The organism is Pontiella desulfatans, from assembly GCF_900890425.1.
GTDB lineage: Bacteria > Verrucomicrobiota > Kiritimatiellia > Kiritimatiellales > Pontiellaceae > Pontiella > Pontiella desulfatans.
In genome coordinates this window covers 71,315-88,933 of record NZ_CAAHFG010000002.1, presented here as the reverse complement: position 1 = coordinate 88,933, position 17,619 = coordinate 71,315, and the positions used below count along the sequence as shown (strand labels likewise).

General features: G+C 59.6%; 17 protein-coding genes. 10 read left to right on the top strand and 7 right to left on the bottom strand.

What is annotated here, in order from left to right; all coding sequences use genetic code 11:
• Window positions 1–94 precede the first annotated feature (94 nt).
• Window positions 95–1,477, top strand: coding sequence for an AAA family ATPase (locus tag E9954_RS16105; RefSeq protein ID WP_136080332.1), 1,383 nt, complete (start codon window positions 95–97; stop codon window positions 1,475–1,477).
• Window positions 1,478–1,847: 370 nt separating this feature from the next.
• On the opposite strand, the gene E9954_RS16100 is transcribed toward E9954_RS16105, so the two are convergent.
• Window positions 1,848–2,675, bottom strand: coding sequence for a hypothetical protein (locus E9954_RS16100; RefSeq protein WP_136080331.1), 828 nt, complete (start codon window positions 2,673–2,675; stop codon window positions 1,848–1,850).
• A gap of 28 nt (window positions 2,676–2,703) precedes the next feature.
• Window positions 2,704–3,108: a hypothetical protein gene (locus E9954_RS16095; protein WP_168442326.1), complete on the bottom strand. Its 405-nt coding sequence runs from the start codon at window positions 3,106–3,108 to the stop codon at window positions 2,704–2,706.
• Window positions 3,109–3,196: 88 nt separating this feature from the next.
• On the opposite strand from E9954_RS16095, the gene E9954_RS16090 reads away from it, so the two are divergent.
• The 4 genes from E9954_RS16090 (at window position 3,197) to E9954_RS16075 (ending at window position 7,248) form a co-directional block, all read left to right on the top strand.
• On the top strand, window positions 3,197–3,649 hold the full coding sequence (locus E9954_RS16090; RefSeq protein ID WP_136080329.1) for an FKBP-type peptidyl-prolyl cis-trans isomerase: 453 nt from the start codon (window positions 3,197–3,199) through the stop codon (window positions 3,647–3,649).
• 155 nt (window positions 3,650–3,804) lie between these two features.
• Window positions 3,805–4,095, top strand: coding sequence for a DUF485 domain-containing protein (locus E9954_RS16085; protein ID WP_136080328.1), 291 nt, complete (start codon window positions 3,805–3,807; stop codon window positions 4,093–4,095).
• Complete coding sequence (locus E9954_RS16080; RefSeq protein WP_136080327.1) at window positions 4,092–5,954, top strand: solute symporter family protein; 1,863 nt, start codon at window positions 4,092–4,094, stop codon at window positions 5,952–5,954. Before E9954_RS16085 ends, E9954_RS16080 begins: the two co-directional genes overlap by 4 nt.
• Before the next feature lie 67 nt (window positions 5,955–6,021).
• The gene (locus E9954_RS16075; protein WP_136080326.1) at window positions 6,022–7,248 is read left to right on the top strand and encodes an OprD family porin; all 1,227 of its coding nucleotides are present in this window, start codon (window positions 6,022–6,024) and stop codon (window positions 7,246–7,248) included.
• Window positions 7,249–7,343: 95 nt separating this feature from the next.
• On the opposite strand, the gene E9954_RS16070 is transcribed toward E9954_RS16075, so the two are convergent.
• Both E9954_RS16070 and E9954_RS32565 read right to left on the bottom strand, forming a co-directional pair.
• Window positions 7,344–8,051 (bottom strand): Bax inhibitor-1/YccA family protein, encoded by a 708-nt coding sequence (locus E9954_RS16070; RefSeq protein ID WP_222847207.1) that lies wholly within the window; start codon window positions 8,049–8,051, stop codon window positions 7,344–7,346.
• A 63-nt stretch (window positions 8,052–8,114) separates the two neighbouring features.
• Window positions 8,115–8,315: a hypothetical protein gene (locus E9954_RS32565; protein ID WP_168442325.1), complete on the bottom strand. Its 201-nt coding sequence runs from the start codon at window positions 8,313–8,315 to the stop codon at window positions 8,115–8,117.
• Between E9954_RS32565 and E9954_RS16065 the strand changes: the two genes are divergently transcribed.
• The 5 genes from E9954_RS16065 to E9954_RS16045 all read left to right on the top strand — a co-directional run bounded on the left by E9954_RS16065 (window position 8,314) and on the right by E9954_RS16045 (window position 13,764).
• Window positions 8,314–10,107 carry a DNA translocase FtsK gene (locus E9954_RS16065; RefSeq protein WP_168442324.1) on the top strand — a complete coding sequence of 598 codons (1,794 nt, stop codon included), beginning with the start codon at window positions 8,314–8,316 and terminating at the stop codon, window positions 10,105–10,107. The genes E9954_RS32565 and E9954_RS16065 overlap by 2 nt on opposite strands.
• 3 nt (window positions 10,108–10,110) lie before the next feature.
• Window positions 10,111–11,568 carry a hypothetical protein gene (locus E9954_RS16060; RefSeq protein ID WP_136080324.1) on the top strand — a complete coding sequence of 486 codons (1,458 nt, stop codon included), beginning with the start codon at window positions 10,111–10,113 and terminating at the stop codon, window positions 11,566–11,568.
• 22 nt (window positions 11,569–11,590) lie between these two features.
• Window positions 11,591–11,968: a hypothetical protein gene (locus E9954_RS16055; RefSeq protein ID WP_136080323.1), complete on the top strand. Its 378-nt coding sequence runs from the start codon at window positions 11,591–11,593 to the stop codon at window positions 11,966–11,968.
• A 128-nt stretch (window positions 11,969–12,096) separates the two neighbouring features.
• Complete coding sequence (locus E9954_RS16050) at window positions 12,097–12,507, top strand: hypothetical protein (protein ID WP_136080322.1); 411 nt, start codon at window positions 12,097–12,099, stop codon at window positions 12,505–12,507.
• Between the two features lie 63 nt (window positions 12,508–12,570).
• A complete protein-coding gene (locus E9954_RS16045; RefSeq protein WP_136080321.1) occupies window positions 12,571–13,764 on the top strand; it encodes a patatin-like phospholipase family protein in 1,194 nt (397 codons plus the stop codon).
• 62 nt (window positions 13,765–13,826) lie between these two features.
• On the opposite strand, the gene E9954_RS16040 is transcribed toward E9954_RS16045, so the two are convergent.
• The 3 genes from E9954_RS16040 to E9954_RS16030 form a co-directional block, all read right to left on the bottom strand.
• Entirely contained in the window at window positions 13,827–14,600 is a 774-nt protein-coding gene (locus E9954_RS16040) for a TatD family hydrolase (protein WP_136080320.1), read from the bottom strand.
• Between the two features lie 334 nt (window positions 14,601–14,934).
• Window positions 14,935–16,055 (bottom strand): IS3 family transposase gene (locus E9954_RS16035; RefSeq protein WP_407947725.1). Its coding sequence is split into 2 segments (ribosomal slippage): window positions 14,935–15,789 and window positions 15,792–16,055, totalling 1,119 coding nucleotides; the frame shifts between segments, so codons are not numbered across the junction.
• Complete coding sequence (locus E9954_RS16030; protein ID WP_136080319.1) at window positions 15,983–17,617, bottom strand: RNA-binding domain-containing protein; 1,635 nt, start codon at window positions 17,615–17,617, stop codon at window positions 15,983–15,985. The genes E9954_RS16035 and E9954_RS16030 overlap by 73 nt, the downstream gene beginning before the upstream one ends.
• Window positions 17,618–17,619 lie beyond the last annotated feature (2 nt).

Below are 17,619 nucleotides of genomic sequence, written 5' to 3'. Positions count from 1 at the left end.
ATCCAGCCGTAACTGCCTTTTAAAACCCACCTACGGCTGGATATAAATTATGGAAAAACCAAGCTTCATAGCCGGAAGAAGCCGGGAATAGGCGATTCTAAAGCAACTACTGGACTCGCCGGACGCCGAGCTGCTTGCCGTATACGGGCGCCGGCGCGTCGGCAAAACATTCCTCATTACCCACTTCTTCGGGAGGTTCACGGTCGAGTTTACCGGCACCAAGGATCTACCCGCAAAACAACAGCTGGCCAACTTCGCAGCCGCACTCGGCACCAAAAAGACCCCGGCCACCTGGCAGGAAGCCTTCCAGTTGCTGCGCAGAAAACTGGAACGCTCGAAGGCCTCCGAAAAACAAGTGGTCTTCTTCGACGAACTGCCGTGGATCGCGTCGCGAAAGTCGGGCTTCCTTCCCGCCTTTGAACACTTCTGGAACAGCTGGGGCTCGCGCAGGGGAAACCTGCTGATCATTGTTTGTGGATCGGCGGCGGCATGGATGATCAAACGCGTCATCCACAACAAGGGCGGACTACACGGGCGGGTTACGCGAACCATGCAGCTTTCCCCCTTCAACCTGTGCGAAGCGCATGAATATCTGCGCAGCCGCAAATTCTCCCACAACTGGTTCCAGACCCTGGAGCTCTACATGGCTCTGGGCGGCGTCCCCTTCTACCTCCACCAGGCGCAGCCCAACCTCTCCGCCGCACAAAACATCGACAAGCTCTGCTTCGAACCGGGCGCACCGCTGCGCAACGAGTTCAACGAAGTCTACGCCTCGCTCTTCGAAAACCACGAACGCCACCTGCAGATCATCAAGGCATTGGCCAAAACCCAGCAAGGCCTGACGCGTGCCGAACTACAGCAAAAAGCGAAGCTCGAAAGCGGCGGAACGCTTTCCCAGACCCTGGAAGAACTCAACCGCTCCGGCTTCATCGGCATCACCATTCCCTTCGGGCGCACCAAGCGCGACTCGCTCTTCCGGCTGACCGATGAATTCTCCCTCTTCCACCAGCGCTGGATTGAAGGCAAGCGGCTCTCGGAAGAGGCCGGCGCGCATTGGATCAAACTCCGCGCCACCCCGCGCTGGAACGCCTGGAGCGGCTTTGCCTTCGAAAACATTTGCCTCAAGCATATACGGCAAATCAAGACCTCCCTTGGCATCGCCGCCCTGCAGACCGAATCCTCGGCTTGGCGCTCCCGCCCGAAGCCAGGGGAAAAGGGAGCGCAAATCGACTTGCTGGTCGATCGCGCCGACAATGTGGTCAGCCTCTGCGAAATGAAATATTCCGCCGCGCCCTTCACCATCACAAAGAAATATGCAGAGGAGCTCCGCAACAAGATGCAGGTATTCCAAACCGCAACCAAAACCCGCAAGGCGCTGCTGCTCGCCATGGTCACCGCCAACGGGCTGGCCGACAACGCCTACAGCCAGGAACTCATCAACAACCGCATCGAAATTGCAGCGCTCTTCGAACCGTAGGCAGGAGCCACACCACAGGAATAACAAGAATGCCGTCGAAAAGGAGCGGGGCAAAACCGCGCCAAGGGAGACAGGGAAGCATGCCCCTGCATACAAGGCTGATTGCCCAAACCACGCTGGCGCCCCACTTTTCAAGATTTTATACCCAGCCGCAACTCGGTTTTTAAACCCACTTACGGCTGGATATAAATTCCGTTCGCTCTCTCGAAAACATCGCGCAAACTCAACTCCCCAGAGAATTCCTGTTGACGGAATTACGCATTACCCGTTACGCATTACCTTCCATGGGCAGACAGAAAAAAAACAGGAATGCCGACATGAGCCCCGACGAGCGGCGCACCGTCGATGCCAACCAGCCCAGTCGCACTGCCTAGGTCAGCCCTGCGCATAAAGAGAGCAACAAACCGACAGCATAGAGGATGAGCATGGTTGCGGACAATTCTGGCAACCGTTCTCGGCGGCATAGCGATACTATGGCAAGGATCGGAGAAATACATAGCGCAAGGAATGTCGGAGCCAGTCCCCATGCAAAAATCAACCAAGCTTCGTAGCCGTCATAATCGAATGTAGTCGAAAGAAAAAAAAGGCCTATTCCGACAGGCACCGACGCTACCGGAAGAACCCACGCCCAAACACCGCACACGGGTTTCTTATTCCTCGGTCGCCCGGGTTTGGGAGGCAGGGCGGGAACAGGTGCGGGAATGGGAACGGGAGCCGGTTCGGGCGCGGGCAAAGTTTCTTCCGGCTCCTCTGGCATTGCAACAGTATCGGTTGCTGGCCCGGGAGCCGCCCCGAGGTTCCGTGCCAGCCTTTTCTTTCGGTGGAATCCAAAAAACCAAATGCCCACTCCGGTGCACAGAAGCACGAGTCCGTAAACGGAGAATGCAAACCGCAGAAGGGCCAGCAACAGGGAAAAAGCCAGAACAAGAGCGAGCATGGCTACCGGCCCACCTGCAATCGCCAAGGGCACGTAGCGCGTAACATCCAAAACCCTGCCCCGCCAGCCACCCGCCGTTACTGGTGTACGTGCAATACTGACCGTCACCGGAATGGAGATCACAAGCGCTACGAGCATCGGAATCAGCATCGCATAGATTTCGCCGGCGGGGTCGGATGATGACGTTGATCCAAAGTAGGCACCGACAATCCATATGATGGTTGTGAGCAGAATTTTAGCTGTGATATTCATCAATTCCATTCATGGCTCCCTCTTCCATACCCTCCATTCAACCGATGGCCATTAGCGAGAACGCCCAATATGCGCATGCCACCGACAGGCTGGCGATGACTAGGGAAATGCCCAGCATACCCCACGCTGCGCTCTCCTTGCCTTTCCACAGCTTGTGCACAACCCCGATCAGAATGGACAGCAATGCCAGCGGAGCGAGAACATAGGAAACCAGGCTGATCCCCCCAAGCTGCATGCACACGAACAGTGATCCCATGTCATCATAAACCTCGAAACCCGAATACAGCACGACGATGGCAAGGTACATCAGGAGCGCTATGCACAACGATGCCACCGCAAAAACCAGCGCAGCCTGCGCAAACGGTGATTTTTTATGGATTATCCCGCTCCCGTCATCGATTTCGATTTTTTCATCCGCTTCCGCTAGGCATGCATTCTTCATGGAAGTAACAAAGCATTCCGCATGCCGATACCCACCCATCTTGAATTCCTGCTTGAAAGAACAAGGCCAATCCCCGATTAATTCAACCATGGGCAGACAAAAGAACAACAATAAGAATGCCGGCAAGAAGCGCGGGCGCGGGGGTGCGGGGCAAAACCGCGCCGAGACGGAAGCATTTCTGGAGAAGAACCGGAAAAAGCCGGATGTGATCGTTACGCCCAGCGGCCTGCAATATACCATCAAGGAGCCGGGCACGGGCAAATCGCCCGACGAGTGGAGCACGGTGGAGGTAAACCAGCGCATCCTGCTGGTCGATGGCACCGTCATCAAGGATACCTACCACGGCACCGAGACCGACACCTTCACAATGGCCGAGGCCATCGACGGCCTGAAGGAAGGATTGCCGCTGATGAAGGAAGGCGGAAAATTCCGATTTGTTGTCCCGCCCGATCTGGCCTGGGGCAAGCGCGGGGCCGGCGACAAGATCGGCCCCTACGCCGCGCTGATCTTCGACATCCGGCTGGAAAAAGTCGCTGAATAATTAAGCAGCCCCTTCAATCGGTATTTTTACACCCATTCAAATCCAGCTATTTACATCGAATCTTAATATATGAGTGCTTGTTTAATGTATTGAGTAAACTGGCGGTTCTGGTAAGCAATCCTCCTTCATACTTAAAACCAAACACAGGGGGAAACATGTTGCACGAACCAGCCGCGAAAGTGGAGAAGGACGCATCGTCCGATTGGAAGGCAAAGCTTGGCATCAAGCTGTTCTGGCTTTATTGCGTTATTTACATGGGCTTTGTCGGCATTGCGGTATTCGCGACCGAAACCATGAAAAAGCCGGTACTCGCCGGAACCAACCTCGCCATCATCTACGGTATGGCGCTGATCGTCTTCGCGATCATCCTCGGCCTGATCTACAACCATCTCTGCACGAAGAAGGAAGACGAGATGAATGCCAAGGAAGAGGAGGCTGCATCATGAATTATGTAGCCAACCCGATCGCCATTGCGATCTTCCTTGCCTTCGTCGGCTTCGTGCTCGGCATTTCGTTCTACTTTGCCCGCAAGGCGAAATCGGCCGAGGGCTATTTCGCCGCCGGCGGCACCATCCACTGGTTCGTCAACGGCGTCGCCTTTGCCGGCGACTATCTCTCCGCAGCGTCGTTCCTCGGCATTTGCGGCCTCATCGCCACCATGGGCTACGACGGCTTCCTCTACTCCATCGGCTACCTCGCCGGCTGGATCGTGGCGCTGTTCGTGGTTGCCGAACCAATGAAGCGCTTGGGCAAATACACCTTCACCGACGCGCTGGACTCCAAGTTCAACTCCAAGGGCATCCAGCTCATGGCGGCGATCAGCACGCTAGCGGTTTCCATGTTCTACCTGATTCCGCAGATGGTGGGCGCGGGCGTGCTCGTGACGCCGCTGCTCGGCCTGCCCCACTGGATCGGCGTCTGCATGGTCGGCGCGATCGTGATCACGATCGTGGCGACGGCGGGCATGACCTCCACCACCTATGTGCAGTTCCTCAAGGGCGGCCTGCTGATCATTTTCTCCACCGTGCTTTCGATTGCGGTGCTGAACAAGGGCCTCTCCACCGAGCCGCGCCCGGAAACCTTCAACCCGCGCACCATCGAAGCCTCCAGCGTTACCGCGGCGGCGACCGCCGAGTACCTCGACCAGACCTTCGTGAAGGTGGTTGAGGACGGCGTGGCCAACTGGTGGATTGCCCTGGAAGGCGGCAAGTTGCTCGAAGCACAGTCCAAGACGGAGACCGCCGACGGCGCCGTGCTCTACAACGGCGCACCGAAGGAAGAGAACAAGTTCAAGTCCGTCGGCCTTGTCACCAAGCTGCCGGACGGCCAGACCGAAACCGGCAAGGTGGGCGTCTTCAAATATTTCTCCACCATCCAGGAATCGGAAGTCGTCCGCTATCCCAAGAGCAAGGTGGCCAAGTTTGATGACGGCAGCGACCACGTGAAGGTCTTCTGCCCCGAGGCGACCGATGGCGCGGAACTGATGATTCCCGGCCAGAAATTCAAACTAAAAAGCGGCATCGGCAAGCTGAACTTCATCTCGCTCATGCTCGCGCTCTTCTTCGGCACGGCCTCCCTGCCGCACGTCCTCATCCGCTACTACACCGTCCCGTCGCAGCGCGATGCCCGTAAATCGACCATCGTCGCGATCGCCGGCATTGGCTTCTTCTACGTGCTGACGCTGTTCATGGGACTCGGCGCAATGACACTCGGCGTGATCGATGTGGAAAGCGGCAACATGTCCGCGCCGCTGCTGGCCAAGGCCTTCAGCCTCGTGCTCTTCTCCATCATTTCGGCCATTGCCTTCGCCACCGTACTCGGCACCGTGTCCGGCCTGATCGTCGCCACCTCCGGCGCGATCGCGCACGACCTGATGGACAACTACATGGGCATCAAGATGACCGACAACCAGAAGGTGTTGGCCGGCAAGATCGCGGCGTTCGTCGTCGGCATCATTGCCATCTGCCTCGGCATTGCCTTCAAGGGCATGAACGTAGCCTTCCTTGTGGGCTGGGCCTTCGCGGTTGCGGCTTCGGCCAACCTGCCGTCGATCATCATGTTGCTCTTCTGGAAGAAGACCACCGCCAAAGGTATTGCCTGGTCGATCGGCGTCGGCATGGTTTCCGCACTGGGCATCATCCTGACTTCCCCGAGCATGTTCGGGCAATACGGTCTCGATCCGGCCAGCGCCATCCACAGCCTCGACAATCCCGGCATCATCTCCATCCCGCTCAGCTTCATCACCCTGGTGGTTGCTTCTCTGATGACGCAGAAGGACAACGAAGGCCTGAAATACGTAGGCTAGTCCCGCCTGCTTAAAACACTATGCAGGCCGGATTATTCCGGCCTGCTTTTATTTGAAAGGAATTCGCATGAAAAAAACAACACTCGTTCTGGCAACCGCCATGATTGCATCGTTCGCATCGGCGGAAGGCGTCATCGAACAGTTCAACAACCTTGGCTACGGCACACTTTCCGGTCGCCTCCAGGCGCTGAGCATGTACCGCGACTTTGAAAACAACGCTCCGGACACCGCCCACTCGACCACTCTGGGCCTTCAGCTCAACTACCTCTCCCCCGAAAAAGAGGGATGGTCCATTGGTGCAACCTACAACGGCGCAGGCGTGCTCGACTCCCAGGACTATGGCACTGCCGCGCACCCCGGCGATGCACTCGTGGCGAATGGACGCGTCAACGTCCTGAACGAAGGCTACCTGAACTACAACATGGAAGCGCTCGGCCTGACCAACACCTCGGCAACCGTCGGCCGCAAGGTCAACAATGCGGAAGTGTTCCGCGCCGACGACTTCCGGCAAAAACCCCGCTCCATCGGCGCACTCCAGTTCGAGTCAAAGGATGTGAAGAACCATCGCATTGCCGGTGGCCACGCCTGGCGCATGAGCAACTGGATCGATGTATACGACCGATGGGACTTCAACGACTTCGGCGACGTGTTCGGCACCGGCTATGATACCGACGGCGTCACCTGGGGCGAAGTCGTAAACAACGGCATCGAAAACCTCGAGGTCGCCGCGTTCGACGCCGTTGCCTGGGATGTGGCCAACCTGTTCGGCCTGCGCGCCAAATGGGACATGGCCGAAAAGACCTCCCTGCTCGGCTACTACCGCAACGAAGTCGACGTCGGTCGCGCGGCGGATCACAAAGCCAATGTCTTCGGCCTCTCGCTGGCACAGAAGGTGGGCGAAGTGAAACTTGAAGGAGGCTACTTCGGCGTCTACGGCGACAACTTGCGTTTCCAGGAAACCACCACCGGCATCAACCATGCGCTGGGATCATCGATGATGCTCTACTCCGGACAGTTTGTTGGCGATTCCCATACGCTCTACGCCAAGGCGGTCACCACGCTCGAAAGCAGCAAGACCACGCTCTACGGCCTCTACAACGCCACCTTCCACGATCAGAGCCAAACCGGCGGTCGTTCCGGCCACGAAGTCAACGTGGTTGCCAAACAACCCATCCCGAAGCTCGACAACCTCACGGTTGCCCTCAAGATTGGCCTTGGCTATCGCGATCTCACCAACGGCACCGAAGACACCATCGCCACCGACACCCGCCTGTTCATCACCTACGCGTTCTAGGATTTACCCCCATACGCGTACCTTTTGGGGCAGATCCATGTGTCTGCCCTTTTTCGTGCCCATGGCGGTTGGGTAGCTCGTTTCCCACGGAAAGGCTACCTCCGGCTAAAGCTCATGACAATCTGGAGGACATACCAGAAGAGCAGCGCGACGGAGGCGAAGAGCTGGAGCGAGGCGGCCACGTGTTGGCCGGGGGCATAGTTGTGGATGATGCGCGAGGTGTCGTAAAGGATCGCGCCGCTGGCCAGCAGCACCATGGCGAACGAGAAGACCAGGCCCAGGTTGAAGCCGAACAGCACCGCGCAGACAATCAGCGCCAGCGCAACGATGAAGCCGATCTTCAGGATCCCGCCGAGGAACGAAAAATCCTTTTTGGTCGTGAAGACCACCAGCGTCAGGCCGCCGAAGATGCCCAGCGTCAGGATGCCCGCCGTTGGAATCACGGTCGCATCGTTCAGCATATAGGTGGCAATCCAAAGGATCGGGGCAAAGATCACCGCCTCGATGATCACATACAGCGTCAGCCCGACATACTGGATGTTCTGGCTACTGGTACTCGAAGCCAGCCCACTGGCCATACGGCCGAAAATCATAAAGCCACCCAGAATCAACAGCCAACCAAACCGCATCGACATGACGCTGAGCAGCATCTCGGCGATCGGCGAGTTGACCATGTAGGCCGTGAGGCCAACGAAGGCCAGCACCGCGCCGGCGAGGTGGGCGTAGGTTTTACGGATGAAGGCCGCCCGTTCATCGGGGGCGGACTGGGCAACGGTGGTCAACTGCTGTGCATAGGGGTTCATAATCCATTCTCCAAGGTTTGGTGCTTCAGACTAACCAAATCCCCGCCCCGCTCAAAAGAATTTTCAAAAAATTGCTCGATCGGCCCAAACCCCATGAAATTGCTCGCCGGTGGAGCCGCGTTTCGGTATAAAGACCGGCTTTAAGAACACCCAGAAAGTTGCAATGCCCCAAGCACCCGCCGAACCATCCAAAACCAAGAAACGCAAGCCGTTGACTCCCAAGGGAACAGATGCATTTTCCGCCCGCGCGGTGCGTTCGTTCATGTCGAAAATCGGCGAGGGGTTGCTGTCGGTGGCGGGCTATGAAGTGGTTGAAATCGACGACGAACCCATCGAGATACCGGTTGATCCGGTGGAGGCGGCGGCGGAAGCCGAGCGTGTTCGCCGCGAGGAGCAACTGGTTGCCTGGCGCGGCGAATTCGAGCAGGCCCTGGCAAAGCGCCGCGCAAAGCAGGAAACCTTTACCGTCGAAAAGGCCACCGCGCTCGAGCGGGTACGGAACAATGCCCAGACCGTCCGGCAGCAGCTGGCCGAGGCCAACAACGAGCCGGTTCCGGAACAGCCCATCGTGCAGCCGGAGCCGATCAAGATCGCCGAACCCGTGGAGCATGAGACGCATCAGGCGGAGCCCGTTTCGGCCGAAACCTACAACCTGCCCTCCCCCGATCTGTTCGACCAACCGAAAGACACCAATTTTATTTTCATCGACCCCGAGGAACTCGAGCGCCAGAAGCAGGCCGTCCAGGATACGCTCGACAACTTTGCGGTCGATGCCACCGTATGGGATGCGGTCGTTGGCCCGCGCGTAACGCAGCTGCGGCTAAAGCCCGGCCTCGGTGTGCGCGTCGAGGCCATCACCTCGCTCAGCAACAACCTCGCGTTGGCGCTGGCGGCGGAAAGCATCCGCATCCAGGCGCCGATCCCCGGCAAACCCTATGTCGGCGTCGAGATTCCCAACGGCAACTCGGCCCCGCTCAACCTGGGCCTCATGCTCCGCTCCGAGGACTGGAAAAAATCCAAGGCGGCCATTCCACTCATGCTCGGCATGGAGCTGGGCGGCGGCCTCTGCATCACCGACCTCGGCGCCGCGCCGCACATGCTGATTGCCGGGGCGACCGGTAGCGGCAAGTCGGTCTGCATGAACACGATTTTGATGTGCCTGGCCAGCCGCTTCACGCCGGACGAGCTGGAACTGATCCTGATCGACCCGAAGCGCGTCGAGTTCGGCGCCTACGAAAAGCTGCCGCACCTCGTGCGCCCGGTCATCACCGAAGCCAAGCTCGTCGTCCCCGCCCTGCAGTGGACGGTGCGCGAAATGGAGGAGCGCTACAAAACCATGGCCGCCGTCGGCGCCCGCAACATTGCCGGCTACAACGCCAAGATGGACGAGCTCGGCCTCAAGCGCATGCCGTTCCTCGTGGTGGTCATCGACGAGCTGGCGGACATCATGCTGACCACCGGCGCGGACGTCGAGACCGCCCTCGCCCGTATCGCGCAGCTTTCGCGCGCGGTCGGCATCCACACCATCATTGCCACGCAGCGCCCGAGCGTGAACGTCATTACCGGCATGATCAAAGCCAACTTCCCGACGCGCATCGCCTTCAAGGTTTCGTCGCAGATCGACTCGCGCACGATTCTCGATGGCCGGGGCGCCGAGACCCTGCGCGGCAAGGGCGATATGCTGTTCAGTCCGCCGGGCATCGGCGTGCTCCAGCGCGTGCAGGGGCCGTGGGTGGACGATAAGGAGATCGCCCGCGTCGTCGGGCACTGCGCCGAACAGCGCGAACAGCGCTTCAAAACCTCCATCACCGATCTTTCGCCGTGCGAGGGCGACGAAGCCTATGCCCTGCGCGATGCCGAGGAGGCCGACCCGCTGCTCGACCAGGCCATTGAAATCATTTTGCGCGACCAGCGCGCCTCGACCTCCTACCTCCAGCGTTGCCTGCGCATCGGCTACAACCGCGCCGCCAACCTCGTCGAGGAGATGGAGGCCAAGGGGATCGTCGGCCCACAGGTTGGCAGTACACCCAGAGAAATATTGATTGATTCGTACTAACCCATGCCCGCAGAGATTAAAACAGATGAATTGCTCGAGGCCATCCGGAAGGATGGGCCGCGCAAGGTTGTGCAGCAATACCGCCACAACCTGCTGCCGAGCCGCGTGCTGATCGATCTCTACAGCGAGCATCCCGAACGCGATGTGCTCCTCTTCCTGGCGCTGTACCCCACCGTGCCGAGCCAGGTGCTCGAGGATTTGGCCGAGGCGTGCCCCGATCCGGAAATCCAGGCGGCCGCCGCGAACAACCCGCGTTGCTCGCACTTGCTGCTGGTGCGCATGGCGCGCGAAGGCGGTGCGCCCGTGCGCGCCGCGCTGGCGGCCAACAAGCTCCAGAACTCCAAGATCACCGCCGAACTGCTGAACGATTCGAACCTGTTCGTTCGCGCGGCGCTGGCCGGCAACGGGGGCATCGGCGCAAACTACCGCACGGCGCTCGCGCTCGACCCGGAGCCGATGGTGCGCAATGCGCTGGCGGGCGCCACCAAACTGCCGCCAGAGCTGGCGCATGCGCTTTCGGCCGACGAGTCCGCCGTGGTGCGCGCCAACCTCTATGCCTATGGCAAGGTGGAACCGGAAACCCTTTTGGGGTGGGCGGAGAGCGACGACGCCGAAGCCCAGCGCCTGATGCTGGCGCGCAGCAAGCCGACGCCGGAAATCGTGAAGGCGCTCAGCCTCAGCCCCGATTCCGTGGTGCAGGAAGCCATCAAGGAGTTGTACGAACCGACCGGCAGCGAGCTGCTGGCCCGCGCGGAATCGGACGACGAAGCCCTGCGGCTGGAGACGGCCCGGCGGGAAGACCTGCCCGCCGAAATCCAGCACGTGCTGGCGAACGATGCGCAGGCGGAGGTGCGCGCGGCGCTGGCGGGAAATCCGTCGATCGACGAGGAGGTGGCGCTGTGCATCGCGGCCTCGAACGACCCGGTCAGCTGCGAGGCGCTGGCCCAAAACGCGGCGCTCCCCGACTCGGGCAAGGTGGAGCTTTGCCACCACGAGTCGGAAGCGGTGCGCATCCGGATGGCCTACCGCGACGACCTGACCGACGAGCTGTTCGACATCCTGGTGAACGACGACGAGCACCTCAACGTGATCGGGCATCTGGCCTTGCGCGGCATCCGGTTCGCCGGCACCAAGCCGGAACGGCTGGATAAGCTGCTGGAGCAAAAGCGCCCTTCGTTGCACCGGTTCGCGGCCGCGGCGGCGATGCTGACGCACGCGCAGGTGCGCAAGCTGATGCGCTCGCCCTGCGCGGAGGTGCGGCTGGCCCTGTGCGACAACCCGATCCTGACCCATGCGGCGGTGGAGGAGCTGACCCGCGACTGGAACAAGGCGGTGGCCACCAAGGCCCGCAAGGTGCTCGCAAAACTCCCGCCGGAAACGGACGAGGAGCCGGAAGACGATGTTGAAGAAGCGGACGGCGAACACACGCTCGTCCGGAAAATTGTGAACTTTTTTAAATAGCGAATAACCAGAGGTTAATCCCATGGCAAAAAAACTCATACCACTGACTGCGCGCGACATTATCCTGCAGGCCGATGCGGAGACGATCCGCGAAGCCTTCGAGGCGCGCGTGAAGATCGACGAGCTGCTCGTGAAGCGCGAGGAGGCCTACCGCCAGATCGAGGAGATCGAGCTGCAGGTGGAGGAACTGGTCGGCGAGGAAGGCGCATTCGTCTATCCGGAACCGCCCGTCCCGGTGGCCGGCTTCAACAAGCCCGTCCCGTCGGCGCGCCCCACCCCGCCCAAACCGAAACCGGAACCCGTTGTGAAAGAGATTCCGGAAGAGGCCGAAGCGGAAGCGGAAGAAGCAGCCGAAGAAGAAGAAACGGCGAAAGCGGACGACAAAAAGAAAAAGAAGTGATTCGTGATTCGTGATTCGTGATTCGTGATTCGTGATTCGTGATTCGTGATTCGTGATTCGTGAATAGCGATGCCCCGAACAGCTCATGCTGCAAAGGGGAAATTACGCATGACTCGTTACGCAAAACCATGTCCAACCAGATCCAGATCAACCAGAAGCTGATGGAGCGCGAGGATCGCCTGGCCGAGATATTCGAGCTGGAGCGGCAGATCCACGGCATCCTCGGTGGCGAGCCCTATCCGCTCGCGCCGCCGGATGGCCTGCCCTCGCGACAGAAGCGGATGAAGCCCAAGCGCAAGGCCGCCCGGAACCAGGCGGCTCCGGTTCGCTTGCGCAAACTGGACCCCGAAACCGAAGCGGCCTACCGTATCGTCTACCGCGAAAACCAGGCGGAAAAGAGCGAAATCCATACGGATGCCCGGCCGCTTGCCCTGCTCGCCAATACCGCCCTGCCCCGCTTCGCCATCGAGCGCATCGAAACGGTACAGGCCACCCAGGACGGCGGATGGGAACGTGTTGAAATCCTTTACACATCCTAATCTTCCATTTCCATAAGGAACCTGCTTAACTCGGTATCGCTTACAAGGAATAAGGGGACAGGCATGAAACGTTCGACGATTGGGATTCTATTGGCCATGGCACTCCTGGCCGGGTGCGCCTCCATAACGCGACTTCCTCCCCCCGCCGACTATTCCTCCCTCGCCGCCATCCCGGGCATGCACGACGTCCGCATATGGGGCGACAACGGCACACTCGCCAACCAGGAGGAAATCAGGAACATCCGGGAACAGGTCATGTCCGACCCGACCTACGACCGCAACGCCCCGGTCCATTTTCTGGCCATATCGGGCGGCGGGCAAAAGGGGGCGTTCGGTGCAGGCATCCTTTCGGGCTGGACGGCTGCCGGAACCCGTCCCGAATTCCGGATGGTGACGGGTATCAGCACGGGCTCGCTCATTGCCCCGTTCGCGTTCCTGGGATCGGACTACGACCACGTAATCCAGGAGATGTATACCAAGTTCTCCACCAAGGATGTGCTCAAGAAGCGCTTCTTCTCCGGATTGTTCACCGCCGACTCCATGGCCAACAACGCGCCGCTAAGGAAAATCGTGAAGGGCTATTTCACGCCCGCCGAAATGGAAAAGGTGGCGAAGGAATACCTGCGCGGTCGGTGGTTGCTCGTTGGCACAACCTATCTCGATGTGCAGCGGCCGGTCATCTGGGACCTTGGCGCCATCGCCGCCAGCGGGCATCCGGATGCCTACGAGTTGATCATCGACGTGCTGCTGGCCTCGGCGGCGATTCCCGGCGTCTTTCCCCCTGTCTATTTCGAAGTGGAGCACAATGGGCAGACCTTCGATGAGCTGCACGTGGATGGCGGCGTTACGACGCAGGTCTTCATCAGCCCGGTTTCGTTCAACATGGAGAATGCCCTGGAACTCGCGGGCTTCCATGGCGAGGCGCACGTCTATTTGATCCGGAACTCGCAGGTTTCCCCGGATGTCGAACACCTGAAACCCAAGACCGTGCCGATCCTTACGCAATCGCTCATCACCTTGCTGCGCGCGCAAGGGCTGGGCGACATGTACCGCATCTACCAAGACGCCGAGCTTAACGACATGCAGTACCACGCCGCCCACCTGCCGGCCAACTTCCGCGACGAGCCGGACGAGCTGTTCGACATCGAATACATGACCGAGCTATTCACCCTGGCCTACGAACAGGCCAAGAACGGATACCCGTGGGAAACCGGACCACCAGAGTTCAAAAACGGTCCGGCCAAGAAACCCCTTTGATTGAAAACATGGCTCGGGATATTTAACGCCCAAGCCTTGGCATTCTGCTCGCCAGCATCGTTTCAAGGAGCAATTCCAAAAAACCGTTCGGCGTTCGTGAAGGTCAGTTCGGCCAGTTCCTGTTTCGGAACCCGGCGCAGTTCGGCGGCCTTGGCGAGCACCAGCCGGACATTGGCGGGTTCGTTCAGCTCCCCTTCGGCCGTGGCCGGAAGAAGGTCGGGGGCATCGGTTTCGATGAGAATGCGGTCGTCCGGCACGGCGCGGATGGCGGCGCCGGCCTTCCGGGCGTTCGGCCGGGTGATGGAACCGGAAAAGGAAATATAGGCCCCGCGCTTCACCAGCTCCGTCGCCACCTCCGCCGAACCGCCGAAGCAATGGATCAGCATGCCGCGCGGCAGCTCGCCAAACCCGTCGAGCAACTCGATCAACCGCCCCCAGGCGCGACGGCAATGAATGGATACGGGGCGCTCCAGCTTGCGCGCCAGCGCGAGCTGGGCCAGGAACACCGCCTCCTGATCCGCGTCGTCGCGATCCTCGATGGCATGGTCGATCCCAACCTCGCCCACCCCGGCCTGCGGATACCGCAAAAGAAGCGCTTCAAGTTTTTCGGCCCATGCCGCCGAACGGTCGGCGATGAACCACGGATGCAACCCGAACGAAGGAACAATCCCGCCGTAGCCTTCCATCAACCCGACCACGCGCAGCCAGTCCGCCTCGCGGCAGCCCTTCACCCCCATGGCAACCACGCCGGCCCCAACCGCCCGCTCCATGACGCCTCCGATGGAGGGCATGAGCCGCTCATCCTGGATATGGTTGTGGCAATCGAAGAGTTTCACGCGGGTTCCTCCGCCAAGAAGTATATCATCCGGCACCCCCGATCGTGGGTGCTGGATGATATACTTACTGGGATCATTACCTGTGCTTGATGTAGTTGAGGGCCTGGCTGACGGGCAGTTCGTCGGAAGCGGGGCCGTTGCGGATGTAGAAGTGCGCCTACCCCCAATGTCCGACCACGGATCGGCGAATTTAAGGTGGAACCTGCGGTTCCCTGTTCCGTGTTCTGGCGGCCAACGAGCCGCCCTTCTATGATGCCGTCGCGGAGCGTAGCCCGTCCCCGAAGGGGCGGCCCGGAGGGCCGAGGGCGGAGCGCAGCGACGGCATCACTTGCGATCATGTTCTGACTGCTCCTCCCATGAATACCTCGGCGGGGGTTCGTTTGTCCAGAGCGCTGTGCTTCCTCTCGTGATTGTAATAGTCAAAGTAGCTCTCGAGTCCCCGATACAACGCATGCCCGTCGGCATAGCATGCGGGGTAGATTTTCTCGTACTTCACCGACCACCACAACCGTTCGATGAATACGTTGTCCAGCGCCCTTCCTCGCCCGTCCATGCTGATGGTGATGTTTTCGTTTAACAGGACGCCGGTAAAGGCGTTCGAGGTGAACTGGCTTCCTTGGTCGGTGTTGAATATATCCGGCTTGCCCTGCGTCAGCGCACACTCGAGCGCATCAACGCAGAACGTACTCTCCATGGTGCTTGAAAGCTCCCAGGCGAGCACATAGCGGCTGTACCAGTCGATTACAGCGCTCAGGTACATGTATCCCTGCCGCATCGGGATGTAGGTGATGTCCGTACTCCAAACCTGATTCACCCGCTCAATGTCCACATTGCGCAGCAAATACGGGTAGATCTTGTGCCCCGGGGCGGGCTTGCTTGTGTGCGGCCCCGGCGTGATGGCCTGAATCCCCATCAGCTGCATGAGGCGGGCGACCCGCTTGTGATTGACATCATAGTCTTGATCACGCAACCAGTCCGTCATGCGTGGATAGCCGAACTCCGGATGCCGCAGATACTGCTCGTCGATCAAACGCATCAAGAGCAGATTCTCCGCCGTTTCCGGGGTGGGGTCATAGTAGAAGCCCGATCTGGGGACGCCTGCGAGCCTACACTGCCGCCGAACCGAATAATCAGTGCCGGGCTCCACCCAGCTGCGGCGCGTTGAAAGGGGCAGGCTCATAGCTTTTTTTCGAGCCACTTCACGTCCATCTTCAGACGCCCGATCTCTTCGTAAAGTGGAGCCGTAAGCTCTTCTTCCGTTTGAGACTGCTTTTTTTTGCCCGATGCAAAAAGCTCCGGGGCATTCGAGAGCAACTGCTTTTTCCAATCCGAGATCTGGTTCGGATGGACCTGATATTCCGATGCCAGCTCCGCCAATGTCTTCATGCCCTTGATGGCATCAATCGCCACCTTGGCCTTAAACTTGTCCGTGAATGTTCTTCGTTTTCTTCCCATTTCCATGCGTCCTTTTGTATCATGCTAAGGCCGCAGGTTCCACTTAAGCCGGTGGTCCTAAAATCGGGGTTAAGCGCAAAGTGCTCCTTGTTGCCATCCTTGAGGAAGACCGGCTCGCCGGACCGGGCGCATCGGACAACGCCGACGGTCGTGCCATCCACCGGCACGAGGATGAAGCGGATGTATTTGGAGAGGTCGGCGCCAATGTGCTTGCCGATGAGGTTTTTGAAGTGGAGGCGGCATTTGTCTTCGTTTTCGAAGACATCGCGCTCGAGGCCGGTGATTTCGCCATCGTCGGTGACGCCGAGGAGCAGGATTCCGCCATCGGTGTTGAGGAAGCCGGCGACCCCCTTGAGCCAGGCAAGCTCGATCTCCTTGCCGGGCTTCTTGGAGTGGAGGTTCATGCGCATGGTGGACTTGAATTCGACTGCGCGGTTTTCGCCACCGGCGATCAGGCTACGAACGCTGGCCTCCGGATGCTCGGTGTCGAAGTAGGAAGCGGCCCCTTCGAAGGGCCGGCGGCCGCGGCGCACGATCCAGAAGGCCAGGGCAACGGCGCCCAGGATGGAGCCAATGCCCAGCATCAGGAGGTTGATACGGCGCCGGCCGGCATGGCCGAGGATGTCGGACTCGGGAATCATGACGCAGATCCAGGTGTTGGGGTTCCCGGGGTCCAGCGGCCGGAACCCGCACCACCAGACGATGCCGTCGTGGAAGATGGAAACCACGCGGTCTGCCAGGTTGTCTTCGCCCGTCCAGTTGGAATGCACTTTGCGAACGAGGTTGTCTTCGACCTTGCCCATGGGCAGGAACCCGGATTGCAAGCCGCCTGAACCCGGTATGTACAGCTGGTTGTCGTGGCGGAAAATAATCACACGGGAATTTTCGCTTGGAGCCAGGTTGTAGAATTCGGCGAAGGGTTCATCGAGCAAAACGTCGAAGGCAACAACCACCCTTTCGTTGCCCTCCTTGCGCACGAAGGAGGTGGAGGCCGTGATGCCCACCTTGCGGGCGGTGAAGAACGTATAGGGTTCGGTCCAGTGGATTTTTCCCGATGCCAGGGCCGGACCGAACCATGGGCGGTTGAGCGGATCGAAATCCGACCGGGCCTTGGAACGCGTTACCGGTTCATGCCCGGATGACCATTCCACCACGTCCGCATTGTCCCCTTCCACCCCCAAGGCCACCCGACGGGAACGGAACCCCGTTTCGGTGCGATAAAGATAGAAGCTATTACCATCCCGAACGGCAACGGTGACGCCATGCAGCAGCCTTTCCCGGTCAAAAACCGGCAGCAGCAGATGGGCCAGCTCGTCGCCCTTTTCAATCGAAATCCGGCCGCCGCCCCCCCAGTCGTGGATCAGGCCCAGCGTGGCTTCCATCGAAAGGGACATGGCACGGAAACCACTGACGGCCTGGTTGGCGACATTGTCGATGAACTGCTCGGAAATATCGCGGCGTGCCTGCGTGGCGAGGTAGGCCACCGGCACCACCACCGCGGTGGTGAGCACGGCGAGCACCAAGAGGACATCGCGGGTGAATCGTCTTTTTCGCTTATGCATAA